At 72.1% G+C, this 21,507-nt stretch carries 14 protein-coding genes; 2 read left to right on the top strand and 12 right to left on the bottom strand.

Going from position 1 to position 21,507, the window contains the following annotated elements:
- Positions 1-2: 2 nt before the first annotated feature.
- The 4 genes from AB0B68_RS25860 to prmC form a co-directional block, all read right to left on the bottom strand.
- Positions 3-2,114 (bottom strand): transglycosylase domain-containing protein, encoded by a 2,112-nt coding sequence (locus tag AB0B68_RS25860; RefSeq protein WP_357263243.1) that lies wholly within the window; start codon positions 2,112-2,114, stop codon positions 3-5.
- Positions 2,115-2,220: 106 nt separating this feature from the next.
- On the bottom strand, positions 2,221-2,832 hold the full coding sequence (locus AB0B68_RS25855; protein WP_355008069.1) for a phosphotyrosine protein phosphatase: 612 nt from the start codon (positions 2,830-2,832) through the stop codon (positions 2,221-2,223).
- Entirely contained in the window at positions 2,833-3,480 is a 648-nt protein-coding gene (locus AB0B68_RS25850; RefSeq protein ID WP_091406475.1) for an L-threonylcarbamoyladenylate synthase, read from the bottom strand.
- The gene (prmC, locus tag AB0B68_RS25845) at positions 3,480-4,427 is read right to left on the bottom strand and encodes a peptide chain release factor N(5)-glutamine methyltransferase (RefSeq protein WP_357204056.1); all 948 of its coding nucleotides are present in this window, start codon (positions 4,425-4,427) and stop codon (positions 3,480-3,482) included. Before prmC ends, AB0B68_RS25850 begins: the two co-directional genes overlap by 1 nt.
- A gap of 73 nt (positions 4,428-4,500) precedes the next feature.
- On the opposite strand from prmC, the gene AB0B68_RS25840 reads away from it, so the two are divergent.
- A complete protein-coding gene (locus AB0B68_RS25840; RefSeq protein WP_357204054.1) occupies positions 4,501-6,045 on the top strand; it encodes a GGDEF domain-containing protein in 1,545 nt (514 codons plus the stop codon).
- 115 nt (positions 6,046-6,160) lie between these two features.
- Here AB0B68_RS25840 and prfA read toward each other — a convergent pair whose 3' ends face one another.
- Positions 6,161-7,249, bottom strand: a complete 1,089-nt coding sequence (gene prfA, locus AB0B68_RS25835; protein ID WP_357263239.1) for a peptide chain release factor 1 — start codon at positions 7,247-7,249, stop codon at positions 6,161-6,163.
- Between the two features lie 131 nt (positions 7,250-7,380).
- A complete protein-coding gene (gene rpmE / locus AB0B68_RS25830) occupies positions 7,381-7,605 on the bottom strand; it encodes a 50S ribosomal protein L31 (RefSeq protein WP_355008073.1) in 225 nt (74 codons plus the stop codon).
- A 273-nt stretch (positions 7,606-7,878) separates the two neighbouring features.
- Here rpmE and AB0B68_RS25825 point away from each other — a divergent pair, with 273 nt between their 5' ends.
- Positions 7,879-8,775: an AAA family ATPase gene (locus AB0B68_RS25825; protein ID WP_357263236.1), complete on the top strand. Its 897-nt coding sequence runs from the start codon at positions 7,879-7,881 to the stop codon at positions 8,773-8,775.
- Between the two features lie 42 nt (positions 8,776-8,817).
- Here the strand turns inward: AB0B68_RS25825 and AB0B68_RS25820 are convergent, their stop codons facing one another.
- From AB0B68_RS25820 to AB0B68_RS25795, 6 genes are all read right to left on the bottom strand, one after another.
- Entirely contained in the window at positions 8,818-12,312 is a 3,495-nt protein-coding gene (locus AB0B68_RS25820; protein ID WP_357263233.1) for a phosphodiester glycosidase family protein, read from the bottom strand.
- Positions 12,313-12,491: 179 nt separating this feature from the next.
- Positions 12,492-14,678 carry a transcription termination factor Rho gene (gene rho, locus AB0B68_RS25815; protein ID WP_357195685.1) on the bottom strand — a complete coding sequence of 729 codons (2,187 nt, stop codon included), beginning with the start codon at positions 14,676-14,678 and terminating at the stop codon, positions 12,492-12,494.
- Between the two features lie 296 nt (positions 14,679-14,974).
- Positions 14,975-15,919, bottom strand: coding sequence for a homoserine kinase (thrB, locus tag AB0B68_RS25810; RefSeq protein WP_357195682.1), 945 nt, complete (start codon positions 15,917-15,919; stop codon positions 14,975-14,977).
- Between the two features lie 64 nt (positions 15,920-15,983).
- Positions 15,984-17,228, bottom strand: a complete 1,245-nt coding sequence (locus AB0B68_RS25805; protein ID WP_357195679.1) for an MFS transporter — start codon at positions 17,226-17,228, stop codon at positions 15,984-15,986.
- Positions 17,229-17,239: 11 nt separating this feature from the next.
- Positions 17,240-18,082, bottom strand: coding sequence for a polysaccharide deacetylase family protein (locus AB0B68_RS25800; RefSeq protein WP_357195676.1), 843 nt, complete (start codon positions 18,080-18,082; stop codon positions 17,240-17,242).
- Positions 18,083-18,216: 134 nt separating this feature from the next.
- Positions 18,217-21,498 (bottom strand): efflux RND transporter permease subunit, encoded by a 3,282-nt coding sequence (locus AB0B68_RS25795; protein WP_357195673.1) that lies wholly within the window; start codon positions 21,496-21,498, stop codon positions 18,217-18,219.
- Positions 21,499-21,507 lie beyond the last annotated feature (9 nt).

Genomic DNA, 21,507 nt, shown 5'->3' with positions numbered 1-21,507 from the left:
GGTTAGTTGCCGGCTTGGGGTTGGGTTTGGAAGGCGGCGCGTTCGCTCGGCGGAACGAAATCGCGGACCGGTTGGTCGCGCAGGGCGAAGGCGAGCACCTCGCCGACCGCGTTCACCATCTGGGCCTGCACCGCCTGACCGACCGCGTCCCGGGGATCGTCCGGGTTCGCGGCCATCGAGGCGACCGCGAGTTGCGGCGTGAACGCCACCACCGTCTCCGTCTCGTACCGCTCGGAGCTGCCGGTCTTGCCCGCCACCGGGCGGCCGAGCTTCGCCCGCAGCCCGGGTGCGGTGGCGCCGTCGCAGCGCCCGTACATCGACTGGTCGCCGACCGGGCAGCGGGCCGCGTCGGTGGCCGCCCGTGCCACGTCGGGGTCGAGCACCTGTCGGCAGTCCGGCTTGGCGGCGTCGACCGGTCGGCCGCCCGAGTCGGTGATCGACACCACCGGCAGGGGCGCGCACCAGGTCCCTTCGGCTGCCACTGTGGCGTACGCGCTGGCCAGGTCCAACGGGGTGGTCGCGGCCACGCCCAGGGTGAACGGACCCCAGTCCTTCGCGCCGTAGCGGGCCAGCTTGGCGTCGGACTCGGCCCGCAGCACGATGCCGAGCCGCTCGGCCATCTCCACCACCCGGTCGGCGCCAACCTTCTCGGTGAGCCAGGCGAAGTACGTGTTCACCGAGCGGCCGAACGCGCTCCACATGGTGCGGGGGCCGTCCATCGACGACGGGCTGGCGTTCGCCGGACACCAGCGTCCGTCGCAGCTCGCTGCCCCGGTCACCGGGAAGCGGGTGAGCAACTGGGTCGGCGCCACGAAGTCGGTCGACAGCGGCAGGCCGGACTCCAGCGCGGCGAGCAGGGTGAAGAGCTTGAACGTCGAGCCGCCCTGGTACCCCTCGATCGCGCCGCCGCCGGCGACCAACTGGTTGACGGTGTTCGGTCGGTTCTTCTGCCCGACCGGGTTGTCCGCCACGCTGTAGGAGCGGTTCACCGACATGGCCAGCACCCGCCCGGTGCCTGGTTGCACCACCGCGGTGGGCACCGCCTCGGCCCTGGTCGGCGCGTAGATCTTCAGCACCTGCTCGGTGGTGGCCCGCTGCACCCCCGGGTCCAGCGACGACACGATCGAGAAACCGCCCCGGCGCAGCGTGCGCTGCCGTTCGTCGGCGGTCGCCCCGAACGCGGACTGGCTGCTCCACCAGCGGGTGAACCAGTCGCAGAAGAAGCCCCAGTCGCGGTGCGCGTCGGGCACACCCGTGCAGTCGTTCGGGGTCTCGCTGGGCAGCAGTTGCAGCGGTTCGGCTCGGGCCGCCGCCGCCGCGTCCGCCGGCACCTGCCCCGTCTCCACGAGCCGCTCCAACACGTACGACCGTCGGGACACCGCGCTGTCGGCGTCGCCGTTGATCGGGTCGTCGCTGTCCGGCGAGCGCACCAGACCGGCGAGCAGTGCCGCCTGGGCCAGGGTCAGTTCGGCCGGGGAGCGGGAGAAGTACCGCTTGCTGGCCGCCGCGATGCCGTACGCCCCGGCACCGAAGTAGGCGATGTTGAGGTAACGGGTCAGGATCTCGTCCTTGTCGAGTTCGCGCTCCAACGCGAGCGCGTACCGCATCTCCTGGAGCTTGCGGACGGTGGTGAGCTCGGTGGCGGCGTCCCGCTGCGCCTCGGTCAGCCGAGGGTCGTTGCTGAGCACGTTGCGGACGTACTGCATGGTCAGCGTGGAGGCGCCCTGCCGGGTCTGGCCGTCGCGCTTGTTGACTGTGAACGCGCGCACGACGCCCCGCAGGTCGACCCCGCTGTGCTGGTAGAACCGGACGTCCTCGGCGGCCACGATCGCCCGGCGCATGACCGGAGCCACCTCGTGCAGCGGCACGTCTACCCGGTCCTCCTGGTAGAAGGAGGTGATCAGGGTGGTGCCGTCGTTGGCGTATAGGTTGGAGCGCTGCGCGGTGGGCGGCGTCCGGAGTGTGTTCGGCAGCTCCGAGTACGGCGTCGACAGGGCGCTGAAGCCGATCCCGAAGACCAGGGCCGCGGGCAGTGCGGCGGCGGCCAGCACCAACCCGGCCAGCACTCCGGCGATCACCACGGTCAGCAGTTTGTCGAGTTGGGCCCGGATCATCAGCTCTCCCCGCAGGAGCCGGTCACGCTAGGACCCGTTCAGAATGACCCGGAACGCCCCTTTGGCCCTGGGTTTTCCCCAAACCCGGAGGAAACTCGCACCACGCTCAGGGCAGCAGCGCGCCGGCCAGCGGGTGGACCGTCTCCTCGATCTCGTCGGCGACCCGGCTGAAGCACTGGTCGCCACGACCCCACGGGTCATCCAGATCATCGGTGGTCAGCGCCGAGGCGCCGAGCCGCGCGTCGTGCGCCGCCGCCACCAGGGCCATCCCCCGGGCGTACACGGCCTCCGGGGTGGCGTCACCAGGCGGCAGCGCGGCGGTGTCCACGGCGGCCAGCAGCCGGCCGAACTCGCCCAGCACGAACGTGCGGGCCGCCGCGTCCGGACGAAGCGCCACCACGTACTCCTGCTGGTCGGCGGTGGCGGTCAGGACCAGGTCGGCGGCGTCGATGTGGTCCGAGCGCAGCTTGCGCGCGGCGAACCCCGCCACGTCCCCACCACGGCCGGTGACCTGCCGTGCCGCCGGCGGGTTCATCTCCTCACCCGCGTGCCAGCCACCCGTGCCAGCGCTGTGGCTGTGCACCAGCTCCTCGGCCTGGGCCGGGTCCTGCGAACGCCGGGTCAGCCGCTCCCGCACCGCCAGGGCCAGCAGCCGCTCCGCCATCGGCGAGCGGCAGATGTTGCCCATGCAGACGTGCAGAACAGTGAACGGGGGCACTCAGACCGCCCGACCGTCGACGAGATCCGGAACCACGTCGCGCAACTTCTCCAACGGGATCGCCCCGGCCCGCAGCAGCTGCGGCACCTCACCGGTCAGATCGACGATCGTGCTGGGCACCGGATCCGGGCAGGGGCCGGCCTCCAGGTAGGCCCGCACCGAGTAGCTGAGCTGGTCACGTGCCTCGTCGGCGGTGACCGCTGCCGGCTGGCCGGTCTTGTTGGCCGACGAGACCGCCATCGGGCCGGTCTCGCGCAGCACCTCCAACGCCACCGGGTGCAGCGGCATCCGCACCGCCACCGTGCCGGTCTTGTCGCCCAGGTCCCACTGCAGGCTCGGCGAGTGCTCGACCACGATCGTCAGGGCACCCGGCCAGAACGCCTCCACGAGGTCCCGGGCGGCCGTGGGCAGCGAGAAGACCAACCCGTCCAGGGTGTGCCGCGAGCCGATCAGCACCGGCGGCGGCATCTGCCGACCCCGGCCCTTGGCATCGAGCAGCGCCTTGACCGCGTACGGGGTGAACGCGTCCGCGCCGATCCCGTACACGGTGTCCGTCGGGAGAACGACCAGCTCGCCGTTCTTGACCGCCTCGATCGCCGCGGCGATGCCGCGGTCCCGATCGGCGGGCGATCGGCAGTCGTAGAGCATCACGAGGAGTCAGTCTGCCACGCCGCCCCGATCGGGGCGTGCTGGCCGTCCGCCCGTCGGGACGCGGTCGCGTAGCGGGGACGCCCGGTGAGGTCCAGATGCTCCGCGACAGCGGTGAAGCCGCCGTCCTGGGCGAGCAGCTCGGGCACAGCCGCGCCGTGGGTGTCGTCGTGCTCGACGCCGAACGCACCCCCCGGGCGCAACAGCGCCGCCGCCCGGGCGACGACCGGCCGGATCACCACCAGACCGTCCGCGCCGCCGAAGACCGCCTCCGCCGGGTCGTGCCCGGCCACCTCCGGCGGGACCACCACGTCGTCCGGCACGTACGGCGGGTTGCAGAGCAGCACGTCCACCCGGCCCACCAGCTCGGCCAGCAGGTCCGGCGCTGTCACATCCGCCTCGACCACCTCGATCGGCCGGTCCCCCGCCGCGGCGCGCTCCGCCGCGTTGCGCCGCAGCCACACCAGCGCCCCCGCGGACCGCTCCACGGCGATCACCCGCGCTCCCGGCAGCTCCTGAGCCACCGCGAGGGCGATCGCGCCCGAACCGCTGCACAGGTCCACCACCACCGGGTCGGGCCGCCCCTGGGCCTGCTCGACGCCCCAGCCGGCCAACAGCTCGGTCTCCGGGCGGGGCACGAAGACACCCGGGCCGACCGACAGCTCCAGGTGCCGGAACCCGGCCCGCCCGGTCAGGTGCTGCAACGGCTCACGCGCGGCGCGTCGGCGCGTCAACTCGTCGAGCCGCACCACCTGGTCGTCGCTCAGGTCGTCGGCGATGGCCAACCGACCCCGGGGAACCCCGAGCACGTACGCCGCCAGCAACTCGGCCTCCACCCGGGCGGAGCCGACCCCGGCGGCGGCGAGGGCGCGGGCCGCTCGGGCCACCGCGGCGGACGGCCGGATCGGACCTGTCCCTTCGGGGGGGTGTTGCGGCAAAGTACTCACGACATAATCATGAAGCGTCGCGGGCGACGTGACGAACAGGTGCGCCCAGGCGCGCACGACAGGAGGTTGACGGGTGGGCTGGCTCGACCGGGTCGATGACCAGGTTGACGCCCTGACGCACGCCCGGGCGTTGCAGGAGGCCAGCCGCTCCGCGGAGGCGTACGTCCTGCTGGAGCGTGTGATCCGCACCACCGACGGCCCGGCGGCGCGAGCGGACGCCATGGTGCAGCGACTCTCCGCGCTGATCAATCTCGGTCGGACGGCGGAGTTCACCCGGGCCATCGAAGAGGCGTCGGCGGCGGTCCGCGACCTCGCCGAGCCCTATCTGCACGGTCACCTCAACGCCCTTGCCGCGCTCGCCGCGCACCACCAGGGCGCACTGGACCGCTGCGTCATGCACCTCGTCCGGGCGGCCCGGGCTCTGGGCGCCGTCGCCGACCCGGACCGGGACACCGCCTGGGGCTGGCACGACCTGGCCATGGCCTACAGCTACCTCAGCTTCCACGGGTACGCCCTGGGGGCCATCGAGCGGGCCCGACAGCTCGGGCTGACCGCCGGGATCCCGGAGGAGACGTTCGCCGCGCCGGGCATCCGACTGCGCAACGCGGTGGCCCTCGACCACAACGGCGACAGCGACGGTTGCCTGCGGGTGCTCCGGGACGTGGCCGCCGACCTGACCCGCTTCGTCCGCGCCGGGCGGGCGGCCCAGCTACGCCCGAGCAGCCTCGCCGCGTACGGCTACGCGGCAGCTCGACAGGCCGCGCTCGGCGATCAGGTGGCGACCGAAGGCCCCGAGCCGGCCCGGTTGATGACCCACGGCGGGGACAGCGCCCGCGCCCGCGACCTGCGTCAGCTCGGGCAGGTGTGCCTCGCCGTCGCCGACGGTCGGCCGATCGAGGCGGTCGCCCGACTGGACACCGTCCAGGTCTCCAACGAGACGCTCGGGGCGGCCGAGCCGGCCCGGCTGCGCAGCATCGCGTTGACCCGTGCCGGGGACCACCTGGCGGCGCACCGGGCCGACCGGCTGGCGTTCCGGCTCGCCGCGCAGCGCAACGACCGGCTGCGCGACGTCTACATCGACGGCATCGCCGCCCGCATCGACCACGAGGAGATGCGCCGTGAGGCGGCACGCTTCGAGGGCGAGGCGTTGACCGACCCGCTCACCGGGCTGCCCAACCGCCGCCGGTTGGAGCGCTACATCACGGCAGTGGTCACCCGCGGCGATCGAGTGGTGATCGGCGTCTGCGACCTGGACGGGTTCAAGGCGGTCAACACCCGGCACGGGCACCACTCGGGCGACCTGGTGCTGCAACGCATCGCCGGCGTGATCAACCGGGTGATGCGCCGGGACGACTTCGTGGCCCGCTACGGCGGTGACGAATTCGTGGTGGTGCTGCCGGACACCGGCATGATCGAGGCCGCCGAGGTGGCCCGCCGGATCGAGGCGGCGGTCCGCCTGGAGGACTGGGAGTCGTTGGTCCCGGGCACCCCGGTCGGGGTCAGCATCGGCTTCGCCGAGGTCTCCGGTGGCAGCGGGCTGCGCGACGCGCTCAGCGTCGCGTTCGAGCAGGCCGACCGCGAGATGCTCCGCGCCAAGACCCGGCCGCGCGCAAGCTGATCACCCCTCGCAGGGTCGATCATGGAGTTGTGGTGCCCCACAAAAGGCCCACGACGCCACAATCAACCCACCACAAGTCCATGATCGACCCGGACGGCGAGGGGCCGAGGTCGGGTCAGCGGCGGGTCAGCTCGGTGTCGCCGGCCAGCCGGGCGGCCCGGTCGGCCTCGGTGAGGGCGTCCAGCACCCCGTCCAGCTCGCCGCCGAGCGCCAGATCCAGGTTGTACGCGGTGTAGCCGATCCGGTGATCGGTGATCCGGTTCTGCGGGAAGTTGTAGGTGCGGATCCGCTCCGAGCGGTCCACGGTGCGCACCTGGGCCTTGCGCGCGTCCGAGGCGGCGGCGTCGGCCTGCTCCTGGGCGGCGGCGAGCAGCCGGGCCCGCAGGATCCGCATCGCCTGCTCCCGGTTCTGCAACTGGGACTTCTCGTTCTGGCAGGAGACGACGATGCCGGTCGGCAGGTGAGTGATCCGCACCGCCGAGTCGGTGGTGTTCACCGACTGGCCACCCGGGCCGGACGAGCGGAACACGTCGATGCGCAGCTCGTTCTGGTCGATCGTGACGTCGACGTCCTCGGCCTCCGGAAGCACCAGCACCCCGGCGGCGCTGGTGTGGATCCGGCCCTGCGACTCCGTCACCGGGACACGCTGCACCCGGTGCACGCCGCCCTCCCACTTGAGCCGCGACCAGACACCGTTGCCACCGTCCGGCACACCCTTGGTCTTGATCGCCAGGGAGACGTCCTTGACTCCGCCGAGGTCGGAATCCTGTGCGTCGATCACCTCGGTGACCCAGCCGTGCCGCTCGGCGTACCGGGTGTACATCCGCAGCAGGTCACCGGCGAACAGCGCTGACTCCTCGCCACCCTCACCGGCCTTGATCTCGACGATCACGTCCTTGGCGTCGTGCGGGTCGCGCGGAATGAGCAGCTCGGCGAGCCGTTCCTCCAACACCGGCAGGGACCCGGCGATGGCGTCCGCCTCAGCCGCGAAGGACGGGTCCTCGGCGGCCAGCTCGCGAGCCGCGCCCAGATCGGCGCGGGCCTGCTCCAACTCGTCGGCGGCCTTGTGCAGCGGCACCAGCTCGGCGTACCGGCGGCCGACCCTGCGCGCGGTGGCCTGGTCGGCGTGGATGGCCGGATCGGCCAACCGCTTCTCCAGCTCCGCGTACTCGTCGAGAAGGCCGGCCAGACGCTCGCTGCTCATGCTGCGGATGCTCCTTCGACGGTGCGCGACGACCGGGCCGGGGCCGGGGCCAGCGGCCGGGCGGAAATGGAGGAAAACGCGGACGGCGCCCGCGTCCGGTGAAAAACCGGACGCGGGCGCCGAACGAGGAGTTACTTGGCCTTCTTGGCCTGAACCTTGGCGTACTTCTGCTGGAACTTCGCGACCCGGCCGGCGGTGTCGAGAACGCGCTGCTTACCGGTGTAGAACGGGTGGCAGGCGCTGCAGGTCTCGGCGTGGATCGTGCCGCCCTTGGCGGTGCTGCGGGTCGTGAACGTGTTGCCACAGGAGCAGCTGACCTCGGTGGTCACGTACTCCGGGTGGATGTTTGCCTTCATCGCCTCGGTCCTCTCGTTGGTGGTCGCCGGGTCGCCGTCATCGCTCGTCGCGCCGTACGCGACGGGCTCGGGCGTGAACCGGAACCGGTGGCCGATTGACCAGTGTGCCATGGGCCTGAGCCGACCCGGTAATCGGGCCGCACACCTCGTCCGGCATCGTCAACACGTGCCTACCCATCCGCATTCCCGCCGCCCGGCGGGGCATTCGCGCACCCGGCGGACCGCCGCCAGGTACCCCGGTCGGGGTACGCCCGTCGAGCCGGAGGTGGGCCGATGACCCGTCTGATCGCCACCCGGGGACTGCCCGCCTCAGGCAAGACGACGTTCGCCCGCACGCTCCAGCCGTCCGTGGCGCGGGTGAACCGGGACGATCTGCGTCGGATGCTGCACGGCGAACGGCTGTTCACCCAGTGGGCCGAGGCGCAGGTGACGGCCGTACAGCAGGCTCAGGTCGAGGCGCTGCTGCGGGCCCGAGCGGACGTCTGCGTGGACGACACCAACCTGCGCGCGCGGACCCTGCGCGGCTGGGCCGAGCTGGCCGCCCGCCACGGCGCGGACTTCGAGGTGCACGACTTCACCGACGTGCCGCTGGACGAGTGCCTGCGCCGCGACGCCGCCCGCCCGGCCACCGACCAGGTCGGCGCGGACGCGATCCGCCGGCTACACGAGCGTTACCTTCAGGGCCGGGAGTTGCCGTTGCCGGTGCCGCAGGCCCGCACCGGGCGACCCGCCGTGGTGCACCCGCCGTCGACCGAGCCACCGGAGATCGTCCTGGTGGACATCGACGGCACAGTCGCGCTGGCCGTCTCCCGCAGCCCGTACGACATGACCCGGGTGGGTCAGGACCAGCCGAACTCGGCGGTGATCGCGGCGGTCCGGGCGATGCACGCCGCAGGGTACGGGGTGGTCTTCTGCTCGGGGCGGGACGCCTCCGCCCGCGCGGCCACCGAGGCGTGGCTGGCCCGGCACGTACGAGTGCCGTACCTGGGCCTGCACCTGCGCGCCGTCGGCGACGCCCGGAAGGACTCGATCGTCAAGCGGGAGATCTACGACCGGGAGATCCGGGACCGCTACCGGGTGGCCGGGGTCTTCGACGACCGCGTCCAGGTGGTCCAGATGTGGCGATCCCTGGGCCTCACCGTCTTCCAGGTGGCCGACGGCGACTTCTGAGGTGTCCGGACGGGCCCCGCGCGTGGGGCCCGTCCGGACGGTTCACCCGGTGACGGTGATGGTGGCCTCGGCACGCGCGCCGTTCACCTCGACCGTCAGGCGTATCGGCGCGCCGGGCCGCAGTGCCGTCAGGGTGCCGGTGGCCGGGTCGAACCGGGCGGTGTGCCAGGGGCGCACCCCGGCCGCCGAACCGACGTGCACTCCCGGCGACGCCGACCAGTCGGCGCTGACCGGTGCGGCCACCGGGACCGTACGCCCGTCGGGCTGGGTCAGCGTGGCGGTGACCGCGACGGGGGTGCCGACCGCGACGCTGGCCGGGGCGGCCACGGTGAGGCGGTCGGCGTGCGCGTGGAACTCCGCGTCCACCCAACGCGGGCCCTCGGCGAGGGGGTCACGACGGGCCCGGTCGGCCTCGGCCGGGGTCACCGGGTCCACGCCGAACTCCGTCCAACCGGTGAAGCCGCCCTGGTCGGCCGGGGTGGACGGCGTCTTGCCGGCGTTGCCGTTGATCACGTACGGCACCCCGTCCACCCGGTCGGCGTGGAACGTGCCGACGTGCCCGCCCACGAACAGCGCGCCCTTGCCGGTGCGGTGCTGGAAGTCGGCCAGCCACTGTTCCAGCAACGCCGCCTCCTTGCGGTCGCCGAGCTGGCTGGCCTGCGCCGGGCTGGGGTCACGCGTCGGGTGGTGGTGCAGGACGACGACCGAACCCACGCGCCGGTCGGTGGCCGCGGCGTCCAGCGCCTCGCGGAGCATCCGTACCTGGTCGAAGCCTCCGCCGCGCAGCGTCCCGGTGGACGAGTTCAGCGTGACGAACCGGGTGCCGTTGTGGTCGAACACCCGGGAGGTGGCACCGAACGCGGCCGCGAAGTTGCTGATCGGAGCGCCCATGATCTCGTGGTTGCCGGGCACGTAGTACCAGGGCAGCGCGTCGCCCAACTCCTCGTCGAGGATCCGCCGGGCCAGCGCGAAGTCGGCCGGGTAGGCGGTGTCCACGAAGTCGCCGTTGATCAGGAGGAAGTCCGGCCGGGCCGCCCGCACCTCGCGCAACGTCCGCCGGGCCTGGGCGACCAGGTCGCTGTCCGGGTCGGCGGCGACGAACTGGGCGTCGGAGAGCACAGCGAACCGCCACGGCGCGCCGTCCACAGTGCCGTCGCGGACCACCACCCGATCGGTACGCAGGGCCACCTGCGGCACGTCGACGGTCGGGGGCACCTTCGCCACCAGGTCATCGATGATCACCTCGCTGGTGTACTGCGCCGCCGCGTTCGTCTCGGCCACGTAGAAGCGGCGTACCCGCACCGGGTACTGCACCCCGGCCGGCACCGCGAACTCCACGTACCGCCAACCGGTCCAGGTGATCAGTGGGCCACGCAGCACGTGTTGCGTGTCCTGGGCGTCGTGCAGGTGCAGGCTGGGCCACTCCCCAGTGCCGTTGCCGTGGATCCACATCCCGAAGGCCTGCGGTTGACCGGGCACCTCGATCCAGGCGGGCGGGTCGGCGTACGCGGCCCGCGTGCCGGTGGACTGGCTGAAGTCGTACGACATTCGCAGGCCGGTGCCGGTGTGCCCGGGCGCCGGCGCCACCGAACCGCTGGCACGGGCCTGACTGAACCGCCAGGACGCGGCGTCGTCGAAACCGGCGACCGGCACGTCGGTCAGCCCGACGGTGACCGGCAGGACCGCGCTCGTACGTCCGACGTGAACGGTCACCAGGCCGGAGCCGGTGTCCCGTAAAGCAGCGATGGACAGGTTGCCGTCCCCGGTGGGGGTGATCCGCAGCAGGTCCCGGTCGTAGTCGAGGGTGAGGTCGTTCGGCTCGATCGGCGCGGTGTTGCCTTCGGCGTCGTATCCGACGACGCCGACCAGGGCGTCACCGTCCCGGCCGGTCAGCCCGACCCGCGGCGCGGTGGTGCCGATCCGGGCCAGCGGGCCGAGCACCGTGAGGTTCAGCGAGCCGGTGACCCGCCCCCGTCCGGCGGTGACCGTGCTGGCCCCCGGCGCGGCGGCGTGGAACACGCCGTCCCTGTCGACCCGGCCGCGTACCGCCGGGGTCGCCCGCCAGGTGGGGGCGCCGGCCGCCGGCCCGTACGTCTCGTCGTAGCCGGATGCGGTGAGTGTGCGGGTCAGCCCCGGGAAGACCCGGTCGGGCCGTCCACCTCGCACCGGTGAGACGCCCGGGGCGGCGGTGGGGTCGCTGGCCGTCTCGACCCAGTAGCCGGTGAGTCGCCCGCTGCCCTTCGGCGCGTAGATGGCCAGGCCGTTGGGCACGGCCCGCTCGCTGCCGTCGGAGGGGCCGTTCTCCAGCTGCACGGCGGGCGCGCCCGGCTCCCGGGCCAGCAGCGTGGACGATCCGCCACCGTCCAGGTTGAGCGCGTGGTGGGCGCCCAACTCGGCCATCATCCGGCCCATCTCGGTCTGCGTCACGCCGCGGCTGTCGACCTGACGGCCGTCCACCGTCAGCATGATCATTTTTCGACCGTCGGCGCTGAACCCGACGGCGGTGCGGGGTGCGAGGGTCGGGTCGGCGATGGCCTGCACGACGCCGTCGCGGACCAGGACGTTGCCGCCCCCGACCGCCGCGTGCAGGGTGCTGCCGTCGGACGGCTTCGGCCGCCAGGCGACCGCCACCGGGTCACCGGGGCGCAGACCGGCAAGCGCGTCCGCGCCGAGGTCGCGGCCGAGCAGCACGGTGCTGCCCGCGACGATCGGGCCGCTACCGGCCACGCTTCCCACCGCGGCCACCCGACCGCCGGTCACGGTGACCTCGACCACCCGGACCGCGCCCTCCACGGCACGCTGCCGGGAGTACGTCCCCCACAGCTCGGTGAAGGCGCCGATGCCGTCGGCCTGCACCATGTTGTTGAACTGGGTCAGCGGGACCGGCCCGGTGGGCAGGGCGGCGCTGCCGTCGAAGTTCACCTCGATCACCCGCCCGACCCCGTTGGTGGTGACCGCCACCGCGTTGCGATGACCGTTGACCCCCGACTGGATCAGCTCGCCGTCACGGACGCCGACGCCCTGGGCGGCACCGGAGTTGTTGATGTCGAAGAAGTCGCCGTTGACCGCGGCGACAGCGCGCGACTGGTCCACCGCCTTTCGCAGGGGCTCGGCCCGGCTGACCGCGCCGGAGTTGACGTAGTCGACCGTGGAGCCGCCGGCCAGGTCGGTGGTGAGCGCGTCGGCGCGCAGCCAGCCCTCGGCGTCGTACCGGTCGAAGGACGTCAGTTGCACGCCCGGCGCGACCGGCCGGGTGGCCTTCGTGGTCTCCAGCCCACCGGCCGGCTCCAGACCACCAGCGCCGGTGGTCGGGGCGGTCGCGACCGTCGGCGCGGCGGACAGGCTGACCGAGCCGGCCGGGCGGGAGGACGCGGGCGGCGCTTCCTCGGCGATGGTGGGTGAGGCCACGGACGGTGAGGCCGGTGTGGGCGGGTCGATGGTGGGTGCGGCGGTGGCCGGCGGCGACAGGGCCAGGGCGAGCAGCGGCGTCAGCAGCAGGACGCCGGTGCGGCGGGCGGATCGTCTGCGGGTACGCATGGACGACAGTCAACCCGGCGATGAATAGAAGTTTCAATACCTGTCGACTGAACCGAAGGAAAATTCCATCATCTGACGGCGTGGAGGTCATCGCCCGCCGGCTGCGGATGTCGGCTCGGAAACATGACGAAGGGGCACGGCCGCGATGGCCGTGCCCCTTCGTCGTCACCCGGGGATGGTTACTCCCCCGGCGTCGACTTCGCGATCTGCATCAGGAACTCGATGTTCGTGCGGGACTGCTTGAGCCGGTCCAGCAGAAGATCCATCGCGGCCTGCGAGTCCAGCGAGTGCAGCACCTTCCGGAGCTTGTGGATGATGGCCAGCTCTTCCGGTGCGAGCAGGACCTCTTCCTTACGCGTACCGGACGGGTTGATGTCGATGGCCGGGAAGGTCCGCTTGTCGGCGATCTTCCGGTCCAGCTTCAACTCGGCGTTGCCGGTGCCCTTGAACTCCTCGAAGATGACCGTGTCCGCCATGGACCCGGTCTCCACCAGCGCCGTGGCGATGATGGTCAGCGACCCGCCGTTCTCGATGTTGCGGGCCGCGCCGAGGAAGCGCTTCGGCGGGTACAGCGCCGTGGAGTCGATACCACCCGACATGATCCGGCCGCTGGCCGGCGCCGCCAGGTTGTACGACCGACCGAGCCGGGTCACCGAGTCGAGCAGCACGACGACGTCGTGCCCAAGCTCGACGAGGCGCTTGGCCCGCTCGATGGCCAGCTCCGCCACCGTGGTGTGGTCCTGCGGCGGACGGTCGAACGTGGCCGCGATGACCTCGCCCTTGATCGACCGCTGCATGTCGGTGACCTCTTCAGGCCGCTCGTCCACCAGCACCACCATCAGGTGGCACTCCGGGTTGTTGCGGGTGATCGCGTTCGCGATCGCCTGCAGCACCATCGTCTTACCCGCCTTGGGCGGAGACTGGATGAGTGCCCGCTGGCCCTTGCCGATCGGCATGACCAGGTCGATGACCCGGGTGGTGAGGATGTGCGGCTCGGTCTCCAGCCGCAGGCGCTCCTGCGGGTAGAGCGGGGTGAGCTTGTAGAACTCCGGACGACGCCGGGCCTCCTCGGGCTCCATCCCGTTGATCGTGTCCAGCCGCATCAGCGGGTTGTACTTGTCGCGCCGCTGGTCACCGCTGTTGCCGCCCTCTCGGGCCGCCCGCACCGCACCGGTGATCGCGTCACCGCGGCGCAGGCCGTACTTCTTGATCTGGGACATCGAGACGTACACGTCGTTCGGGCCGGCCAGGTAACCGGTCGTCCGCACGAAGGCGTAGTTGTCGAGCACGTCGATGATGCCGGCCACCGGGACGAGTACGTCATCCTCGTTGACCTGCGGCTCACGCCCGCCGGTGTCGGTACCGGTCTCGGTACGCTCGCCGCGCCCACGGCGACGGTCCCGGAAACGGCTGCGCCGGCCGCGCCGGCCGCCACCCTCGTCGTCGTCGTCGCTGTCCCGCTCGACACGCTGACCACGGTCGTTGCGGTCGTTGCGGTCACCGCGGTCGGGTCGGTCGTTGCGCTCGGCCCGCTCGCCCCGGTCGGAACGCTCGCCCCGGTCGTTGCGCTCGCCCCGCTCGGCCCGATCGCCACGCTCGGCACGGTCGCCCCGGTCGTTGCGCTCGCCACGCTCGGTCCGCTCACCCCGGTCGGCACGCTCACCGCGGTCGGCCCGCTCGGTCCGCTCGCCACGCTCGGCCCGCTCGCCCCGGTCGGAACGCTCATTCCGGTCGGCACGCTCGCCCCGGTCGGCACGCTCGCCCCGGTCGGCACGCTCGGCGCGCTCCGGACGCTCGGCCCGGTCGCGGCGGTTCTCGCCACGCTCGGCCCGCTCGCCGGCTTCCGCCTCGTCGCTACGCGGCTCGGTCGTCCGTGCCTCGGTTGCCCGTGCCTCGGTTGCCCGCGGCTCGGTCGTCCGCGCCTCAGCGGGGCGAGCCTCGGTGGTACGGGCCTCCGCCGTTGCGGTCCGGCTCCGCCGGGTGCGGCTACGGCCCTCGGTCTCGGCGGCCGGCTCGGCCGGCGCCTGCTCGGCACCGCGTCCTTCGGCTGCCGGCCGGTCGGCGGTCTCCCGCACCTCGGCGCGCACTCCCTCACGGGTCGGGGCGGCCGCGGCCGCGACCTCGGCCCGTGGTCGAGGGGTCCCGGCGGCGTTGCCGCCCTGCCGCTCGGAAATCGCGGCGATCAGCTCGCCCTTGCGCATGCGAGCCGTGCCGGAGATGCCGAGCGACGCAGCCAGGCTCTGCAGCTCTGGCAGCAGCATCGCCGACAGACCGGTGCCGCTACGCCGCCGACGGGCGGGAGCGGCTGCGGTGGCATCGCCAGCGACGTTGGAAACATCCGACGTCACGTCGGTGGTGTCGCTCAATGGATTCCTTCCCTCGATAGGCCGGGACTGCCCGGAGTCGGAGCTCAGGTGGCCGGGCGGCCTCGGTGCACCCGCCTCGCAAGGACGCGTCGCGGGAGTCTGTTACACAGCAGCCGGTCGGTATCCCGACTCACCAACGTCGGTGAGCAGGTCTCGCCGTCTGCGGCGACCTGTGGAAACTGCGGTGCGGCGTGGGCCTTTGGCAGGGGTAGACGGGCTGACCGCCGAGAGCTTCGGGGGTGCGCCGCCCCGCAGGAGATCGCGTGCTTCGCGGCTGTGCTAGGTCTAGAGCGTAATCAACTCTTCCGACCTGCGGCAACAGGGTCCCGCTCGGCGTGTCCAAGTCTACCCCGTGCGACCCGCGCGCCGCTGACGTCTATCGGTAACTGCCAGATCTCCCAGTCTGTTCCCACTGGGAAGCCCGCCGGAGGCTGACTGAGCGCCAGAACAGTCGGCCCCGCCCCACTGACCACAGCTGCCACATCGGCCGCACGCAGCGCGCTGACCAGGGCAGATGTGCCTGGCATGCCCGCTGCGCGGTAATCCTGATGGAGTCGGTCGACGGTCGCCGGCAGCAGCAGGGTCGGGTCCGTGGTGAGCGCGTGCACCAGCAGCGCCGCGCGCCCGGCGGTCAACGCGGCGTCACCATGCGGCACGGTTGCCGGCAGAGCCTCCCGCGCGGTCGCGGTCAAACCGCGTTCCGCCGGAACGAAAACAGTGGGCCGCACCGCTGCGGCGACCGGCAGCGAAACCGCCCGGGCGCCGCCCGGCTCGGACCAGGCCACAGTGAAACCGCCGAGCAGGCACGGCGCCACATTGTCGGGGTGGCCCTCGATCTCGGCGGCCAGTCGCAGCGCGCCGGCGTCGTCGAGGCGCTGCTCCCCATCGACGACCAGGGCACGGGCCAGCAGCACCCCGGCGACGATCGCGGCGGACGAGGAGCCCAGCCCACGTGCCTGCGGGATCCGGTTGACACACTCCACGCTCAGCCCTGCGGGGTGGGCCCCGAGCACGTCGAACGCGGCGCGCATGGCCCGCACCACCAGGTGCCGGTCGTCGTCGGGCAGCTCACCGGCGCCCTGCCCGGTCACTGTCACCCGGACACCGCCCGAGGCGACCTCGGCGGCCACGTCGTCGTAGAGCCCGAGGGCGAGACCCAGCGCGTCGAAGCCCGGGCCCAGGTTGGCGCTGGTCGCCGGGACGCGGACCCGGACCGGCTCGGCGGTGAAGTTCGTCGGCACGCGCCCATGCTAGGGCTCGGGACCGACGAACCGGTCCCGCGCCCGCTGCCTGGGACCGTCGAGTTCAGCCGGCCGGGTCCGGGACCGGCTCGACGGCCGGATCGGTGAGCGACAGCCGGCGGGTGGCGATCCGCCAGCCGACCGCGTACACGAGGGTGATCAGACCGCAGCCGGCGAGCACCACCCGTTCGTCGACCGAGTCCACCACCAGGGCAACCGCCAGTTGACTCACCGAGATCGCCAGCGTCGCCAGCATCATGTCGGTGGCGAAGACGCGGCCCCGCAACCGGTCCGGGACTTCACCCTGAAGGGCGAAGTTCGACATCACCCAGTTGCTGCCACCCGCGAAGTGCGCCACGAAGACCAGCAGCAGCACCAGCGGAAACCATCGCACCACCGAGGTGCCCAGGTAGGACAGGCCATAGAGCGACATGGACAGCGCGAGCCCGGGCAGCAGCCAGGCCCGGTTGGTCAACACCCGGCGCATCAGGATCGGCCCCACCAACGCTCCCGCGCCGCGTACGGCGAACAGCAGGCCGGCACCGAGCGGGCCGACACCGTACACGCCGGCCAGCAGCGGAAACACTGTCAGCACGCCGTTGCCCAGGCCCACCGCGGACTTGACGGTGACAAGCGCGAGCACCCGGGGGCGGTGACCGATGTAGCCGAGCGCCTCGCGGACCGCCGACCAGGTTCGCTGGGCCGGTTGGTCGGCGTCCCGAGGCGCCTGCAACGGCCGACGGATCCGGGTGGCGAGGGCCGCGGCCGCCGCCAGGCCCACCGCCGCGACCCAGAAGCAGACGTACGGGCCGGCAGCGGTGCTGAGCACGCCGCCGAGCGACGCACCGACCACGGTCATGGTGCCCCAGGCCGAGCCGGCGACGGCGTTGCCAGCGGCGAGTTCGTGGGGCTCCAGCACGTTGGGCAGCGCAGCCTGGGCGGCCGGCGAGTAGAACGCCTTGGCGACCGCCACCACTCCGATGGCGACCAGCGCCAGCCACGCGGTTCCGGCGTTCCGCACGCCGAGCAGCAGCAACACGCCCGCCAGCGCGGCCACGTTCGCGGCGATCATGATCTTTCGGCGGTCGAAGCGGTCGGCGATGGTGCCGGTGTACGGCAGCAGCAACGCCACGATGCCGGTGTCCACGGCCAACACCAGCGCGCCCCAGACGCCGCTGCCGGTCAGGTGCGGCAGCAGCACCAGCAGCGGCACCATGACGAACCAGTCGGCGCCGAAGACCACCAGCTCGGCGGCGAAGAGGTTGCGGAAGCTCCGATTGCCGGTCAGAACCGAGAGGGTGGACGCCACGGAGCGCGACCCTACCTGGTCGGTGTCGTACCCACACCCGCTCCCAGCAGCGCCGAAACCGTGACGAAGGTGTAACCACGCGACCGTAGCCCGTTGATCATGTCGGTCAGACCCCGCAGTGCGACCAGCCGCCGGTGCGCCCCCACATCGTGGCCGAGCACGATCGTTCCCGGTCGAACCTCGGCCACGATCCGTTGGGCGTGACCGGCCGGATCGTCGGGGAACTGGCGCTCCACCATCTGCAACGACCAGAGCACCAGCCGATAGTCCAGCCGGGCCGCCGCGTGCAGCACCGCCCCGCCCAGGTGGCCATACGGCGGGCGGAGGAGCGCCGGCGGCACCCCGGTCAGGTCGGCGATCGCGTCGTGGCTGCGGCGCAGGTCGTCGTACGCCTCGGCGGCGTCCAGTTCGGCCAGGTCCCGGTGTTCCCAGCTGTGGTTGCCCACCTCGTGCCCGGCGAGCCGGTCGCGGACGACGTCGGCGTGTCGACGGACCTGCGCGCCGACCATGAAGAAGGTGGCCGGCACCCGGTGCTGGGCCAGTGTGTCGAGCACCATGGGAGTCCACTGTGGTGCCGGCCCGTCGTCGAAGGTGAGGGCCACCAGGCGCTGGTTGGTCCGCCCGGACCAGACGACGTCCACCGCGCCGGAGCCGACATCCTGTTGGCCGTTACCGAGGGTGGCGCTGGCGGGGCCGCCGGCGATCGGCATCCGGCGATGGGTGATCCACCACGCCTCGGACGTCCCCGCGCCGATGGCCACACCGCCCACCACCAGCAGGCCACGGCGCAGCAGGTCGCGTCGGCCCCACCCGCGCGCGCCCTCGGCCATCTGCCCGCCCCGCTTCACCCACACCCCCACCCGTCTACGAGGAGTATGCAAGAAGTTACACAAAGTGTGGGGTGGTCGAGTCGGAGTGTTTTCGGTCGAATGAACCGGGAACGCCCCCGGCGACAATCCGCCGGGGGCGTTCCGAACTGCTCTGCGACCTACTCGGTCGGCTCCGCCGGAGGCAGCGGGGAGGTACGGCTACGCGGCAACCGCAGCACCTCGAACTGGTCCGTGCCCTCCACCAGCGCGGCCGACGGCGCGGGTCGCGCGGCCGGCTGCACACCCTCGGTCGCGACCGGGGCGGGTGCGCCACTCGGCACCGCGACCTGGTTCGGCGCTGGCGTCTCGTCGGCCTCCGTCGTCGTGGTCACCGCCGACCCGCCGGAACGCCGTCGTGCGCGCCGAGCCCGCAGCGACTCCTTGGTGTGCTCCACCATCGTGTAGAGCGTCGGCACCAGGATCAGCGTGAGCAGCGTCGAGCTGAGCAGACCACCGATCACCACGACCGCCAGCGGCTGAGAGATGAAGCCGCCCTCACCGGTCAACCCGAACGCCATCGGCAGCAGCGCGAAGATCGTCGCTACCGCCGTCATCAGGATCGGGCGCAGCCGGCGACGACCACCCTCGACCACCGCTTCCCGGACCCCCATGCCCTGCGCCCGGTACTGGTTGATCAGGTCGAGCAACACGATCGCGTTGGTCACCACGATGCCGACCAGCATCAGCACACCGATCAGCGCCGGCACACCGAGCGCCGTCCCGGTGATCAACAGCAGACCGATGGCACCGGTCGACGCGAACGGGATGGAGATCAGCAGGATCAGCGCCTGAGTGAGGCTACGGAACGTGGCCACCATGATCAGGAAGACGATGGCGATCGCGGCCAGCACCGCCAGGCCCAGGTCCGCGAAGGCGTCCGCCTGGTCCGCGCTGACACCACCGATGGTGAAGCTCGCACCCGGCACGTTGAGGCCGTCCAGCCGCTTCTGCAACTCCTTGCTGGTCGCGCCCAGGTTCGAGCCGGTCGCCGCGCCGGTCACCGACACGCTGCGCTCACCGTCGATGCGGGTGACCTGCTGCGGGCCCTCACCCTGGGTGACCTGCGCGATGTCGCCCAGCTTGACCGGACCAACCGGCAGTGCCCGCAGCTCCTCCACCGTCATCGGCGGCTGCGTGCCCAACCGCAGCACCACGTTCTGCTGCTGGCCGTCGAGCGCGACCTGACCCAGCGGCGCTCCCCGGAACGCCTGCGACACGAGCTGCCCCACGGCGGCCTCGGTGAGCCCGACCCGACCGGCGGCGACCCGGTCCACCACCACGTCGACCCGCGGCACCCGCGCGGCCAGGCTGGTGGACACGTCCTCGACGTCCGGCAGGCCGGCCATCGCGGCCCGCGCCTCCTCGGCGGCCCGGGTCAGCGCCTCCGGGTCGCTGGCCTGGACGATCACCTCCAGCTGGCTGGTCGACGCCTCCTGCCCGCCACCGAAGCTGATCTCACCCACACCGGCGCCGAGCTTGTCGAACTCCTTGCGCAGCACCTCACGCATCTGCTTCGCGTCGGTGTCACCGTCGAGCGCCAGCGACCAGCTGGCGACGTTGTTGCCGCCGCCGCCCGCCCACGGGTTGTCCCCACCGCCGGCGGTCACCTGGTACGTCTCGACGCCGTCGGTGTTCGACAGCACCGACTCGACCTGCTTGGCCGCCGCGTCGGTGGCCGCCAGGCCACTGCCGGCCGGCAGCTCCTGGCTCATGTTGAGGGTGTCCTGGCCGGAGTCGTCCAGGAAGTTGGTCTCCAACTTCTGCGCCAGACCGAAGGTGCCGAAGAGCACCAGCAGGCCGAGCCCGACGGTGATCCAACGGGTCGACCGCTTGCCGGTGGCGAACCCGATCACGGGCAGGTACGCCCGCTGCAACGGGCTGCGCAGCTCCTTCTCCTCCGCCGCGTGGCGTACCGCCTCGTCGTCAGCGGTGCCGCCGCGCGGCTTGAGGAACCAGTACGCGAGGACCGGGATCACTGTCAGCGACACCAGCAGCGAGGCGAGCAGGGCCACCGTCACGGTGATCGCGAACGGCGCGAAGAGCTGGCCCACGAACCCGCCGACCAGCGCGATCGGCGCGAACACCGCCACCGTGGTGAGGGTCGACGCGGTCACCGCACCGGCGACCTCCCGAACGCCGGTGATGATGGCGTGCCGTTTCTCCTCGCCGTACTCAAGGTGGCGTTTGATGTTCTCCAACACCACGATCGAGTCGTCGACCACCCGACCGACCGCGATGGTCAACGCGCCGAGGGTGAGCAGGTTGAGCGAGTAGTCACCGATCCACAGGGCGATCAGCGCCACCAGCACGGAGAGCGGGATGGAGACCGCGGTGACCACCGTCGAGCGCACCGACAGCAGGAACACCAGGATGACGATGACCGCCATCACCAGGCCCAGCAGGCCCTCGGTGGTCAGCGACTCGATCGACTTCTCGACGAACGGCGCCTGGTCGAAGACCACTGTCAGCTCCGCGCCGGAGGCGTCCTTCAGGTCGTCGAGCCGGTCCCGGATCTCGTGCGAGATCTCCACGGCGTTGCCGTCCGGTGCCGCGGTGACCGCGATGCCGAGGCTGTCCTTGCCGTTGGTCCGGGTGATCGCCGTGGCCGGGGCGAGCTGCTGCTCGACCGTCGCCACGTCACCGAGGCGAACGGGTGCCGCGGCTGGGACGACCACGATGCCGCGCAGGTCCTCCAGGGTGGCGATCGGCGTGCCGACCTGCACCGGGAGGGCCAACGCTCCGTCGGTCACCGCGCCGGCCGGAACCGCCACGCCGTTGGTCTTCAGCGCCGCGCCGATTGCCGTCGGCTGGATCTTCGCTGCGGCCAACTTCGCCGGGTCCGGGGTGACCACCACGACGTCGTCGCGGGTGCCGGTCACCTCGACGGTGCGTACCCCCTCGATGCCCTCCAGCTCCGGCACCACAGTCGCGCGCAGCTTCTCGGCCAGCGCCCGCTCGTCCGCGGCGCCGGCCGCGGCCAGCACCACCGCCGGCAGGTCGTCGGTGCTACCCGCGATGACCTGCGGGTCGACGCCCTCCGGCAGTTGGGAGTCGATCCGGCTCAACGCGGTCTGCATCTTGTTGACGACGTCGTCGAGGTCGGTGCCGAACTCGTACGTCACCTGGACGGTGGCCGCCCCCTCGCGGGAGGTGGAGGTGACCTGGTCCAGCCCCGGGATGCCCTGGAGGGCGTTCTCGATCGGCTCGGTCACCTGCGACTCGACGATCTCGGGGCCGGCGCCGGGGAAGGGAGCCACGATGAACGCGGCCGGGAACTCGAGCGACGGCAGCAGTTGCTGCTTCAGCGACGGCACGGCGAACACTCCGAACACCGTGGTCACCACCGCGATGAGGGCAATCAGCCCTCGGTTGGCGAGGCTGAATCTGGCGAGCAGCGACATCGGCCTGGC

It is taken from the genome of Micromonospora sp. NPDC049049, assembly GCF_040649115.1.
In the GTDB taxonomy this organism is placed as follows: domain Bacteria; phylum Actinomycetota; class Actinomycetes; order Mycobacteriales; family Micromonosporaceae; genus Micromonospora.
Note: the sequence above shows the minus strand (reverse complement) of the source record. Positions and strands in the feature narration are given on the sequence as shown.

Coding starts and splice junctions, on each gene's coding strand:
- AB0B68_RS25825 (WP_357263236.1), top strand. CDS start 7,879: ATGACCCGTCTGATCGCCACCCGGGGACTGCCCGCCTCAGGCAAGACG.
- AB0B68_RS25860 (WP_357263243.1), bottom strand. CDS start 2,114: ATGATCCGGGCCCAACTCGACAAACTGCTGACCGTGGTGATCGCCGGA.
- rpmE (WP_355008073.1), bottom strand. CDS start 7,605: ATGAAGGCAAACATCCACCCGGAGTACGTGACCACCGAGGTCAGCTGC.
- prfA (WP_357263239.1), bottom strand. CDS start 7,249: ATGAGCAGCGAGCGTCTGGCCGGCCTTCTCGACGAGTACGCGGAGCTG.
- AB0B68_RS25850 (WP_091406475.1), bottom strand. CDS start 3,480: ATGCTCTACGACTGCCGATCGCCCGCCGATCGGGACCGCGGCATCGCC.
- AB0B68_RS25820 (WP_357263233.1), bottom strand. CDS start 12,312: ATGCGTACCCGCAGACGATCCGCCCGCCGCACCGGCGTCCTGCTGCTG.
- AB0B68_RS25795 (WP_357195673.1), bottom strand. CDS start 21,498: ATGTCGCTGCTCGCCAGATTCAGCCTCGCCAACCGAGGGCTGATTGCC.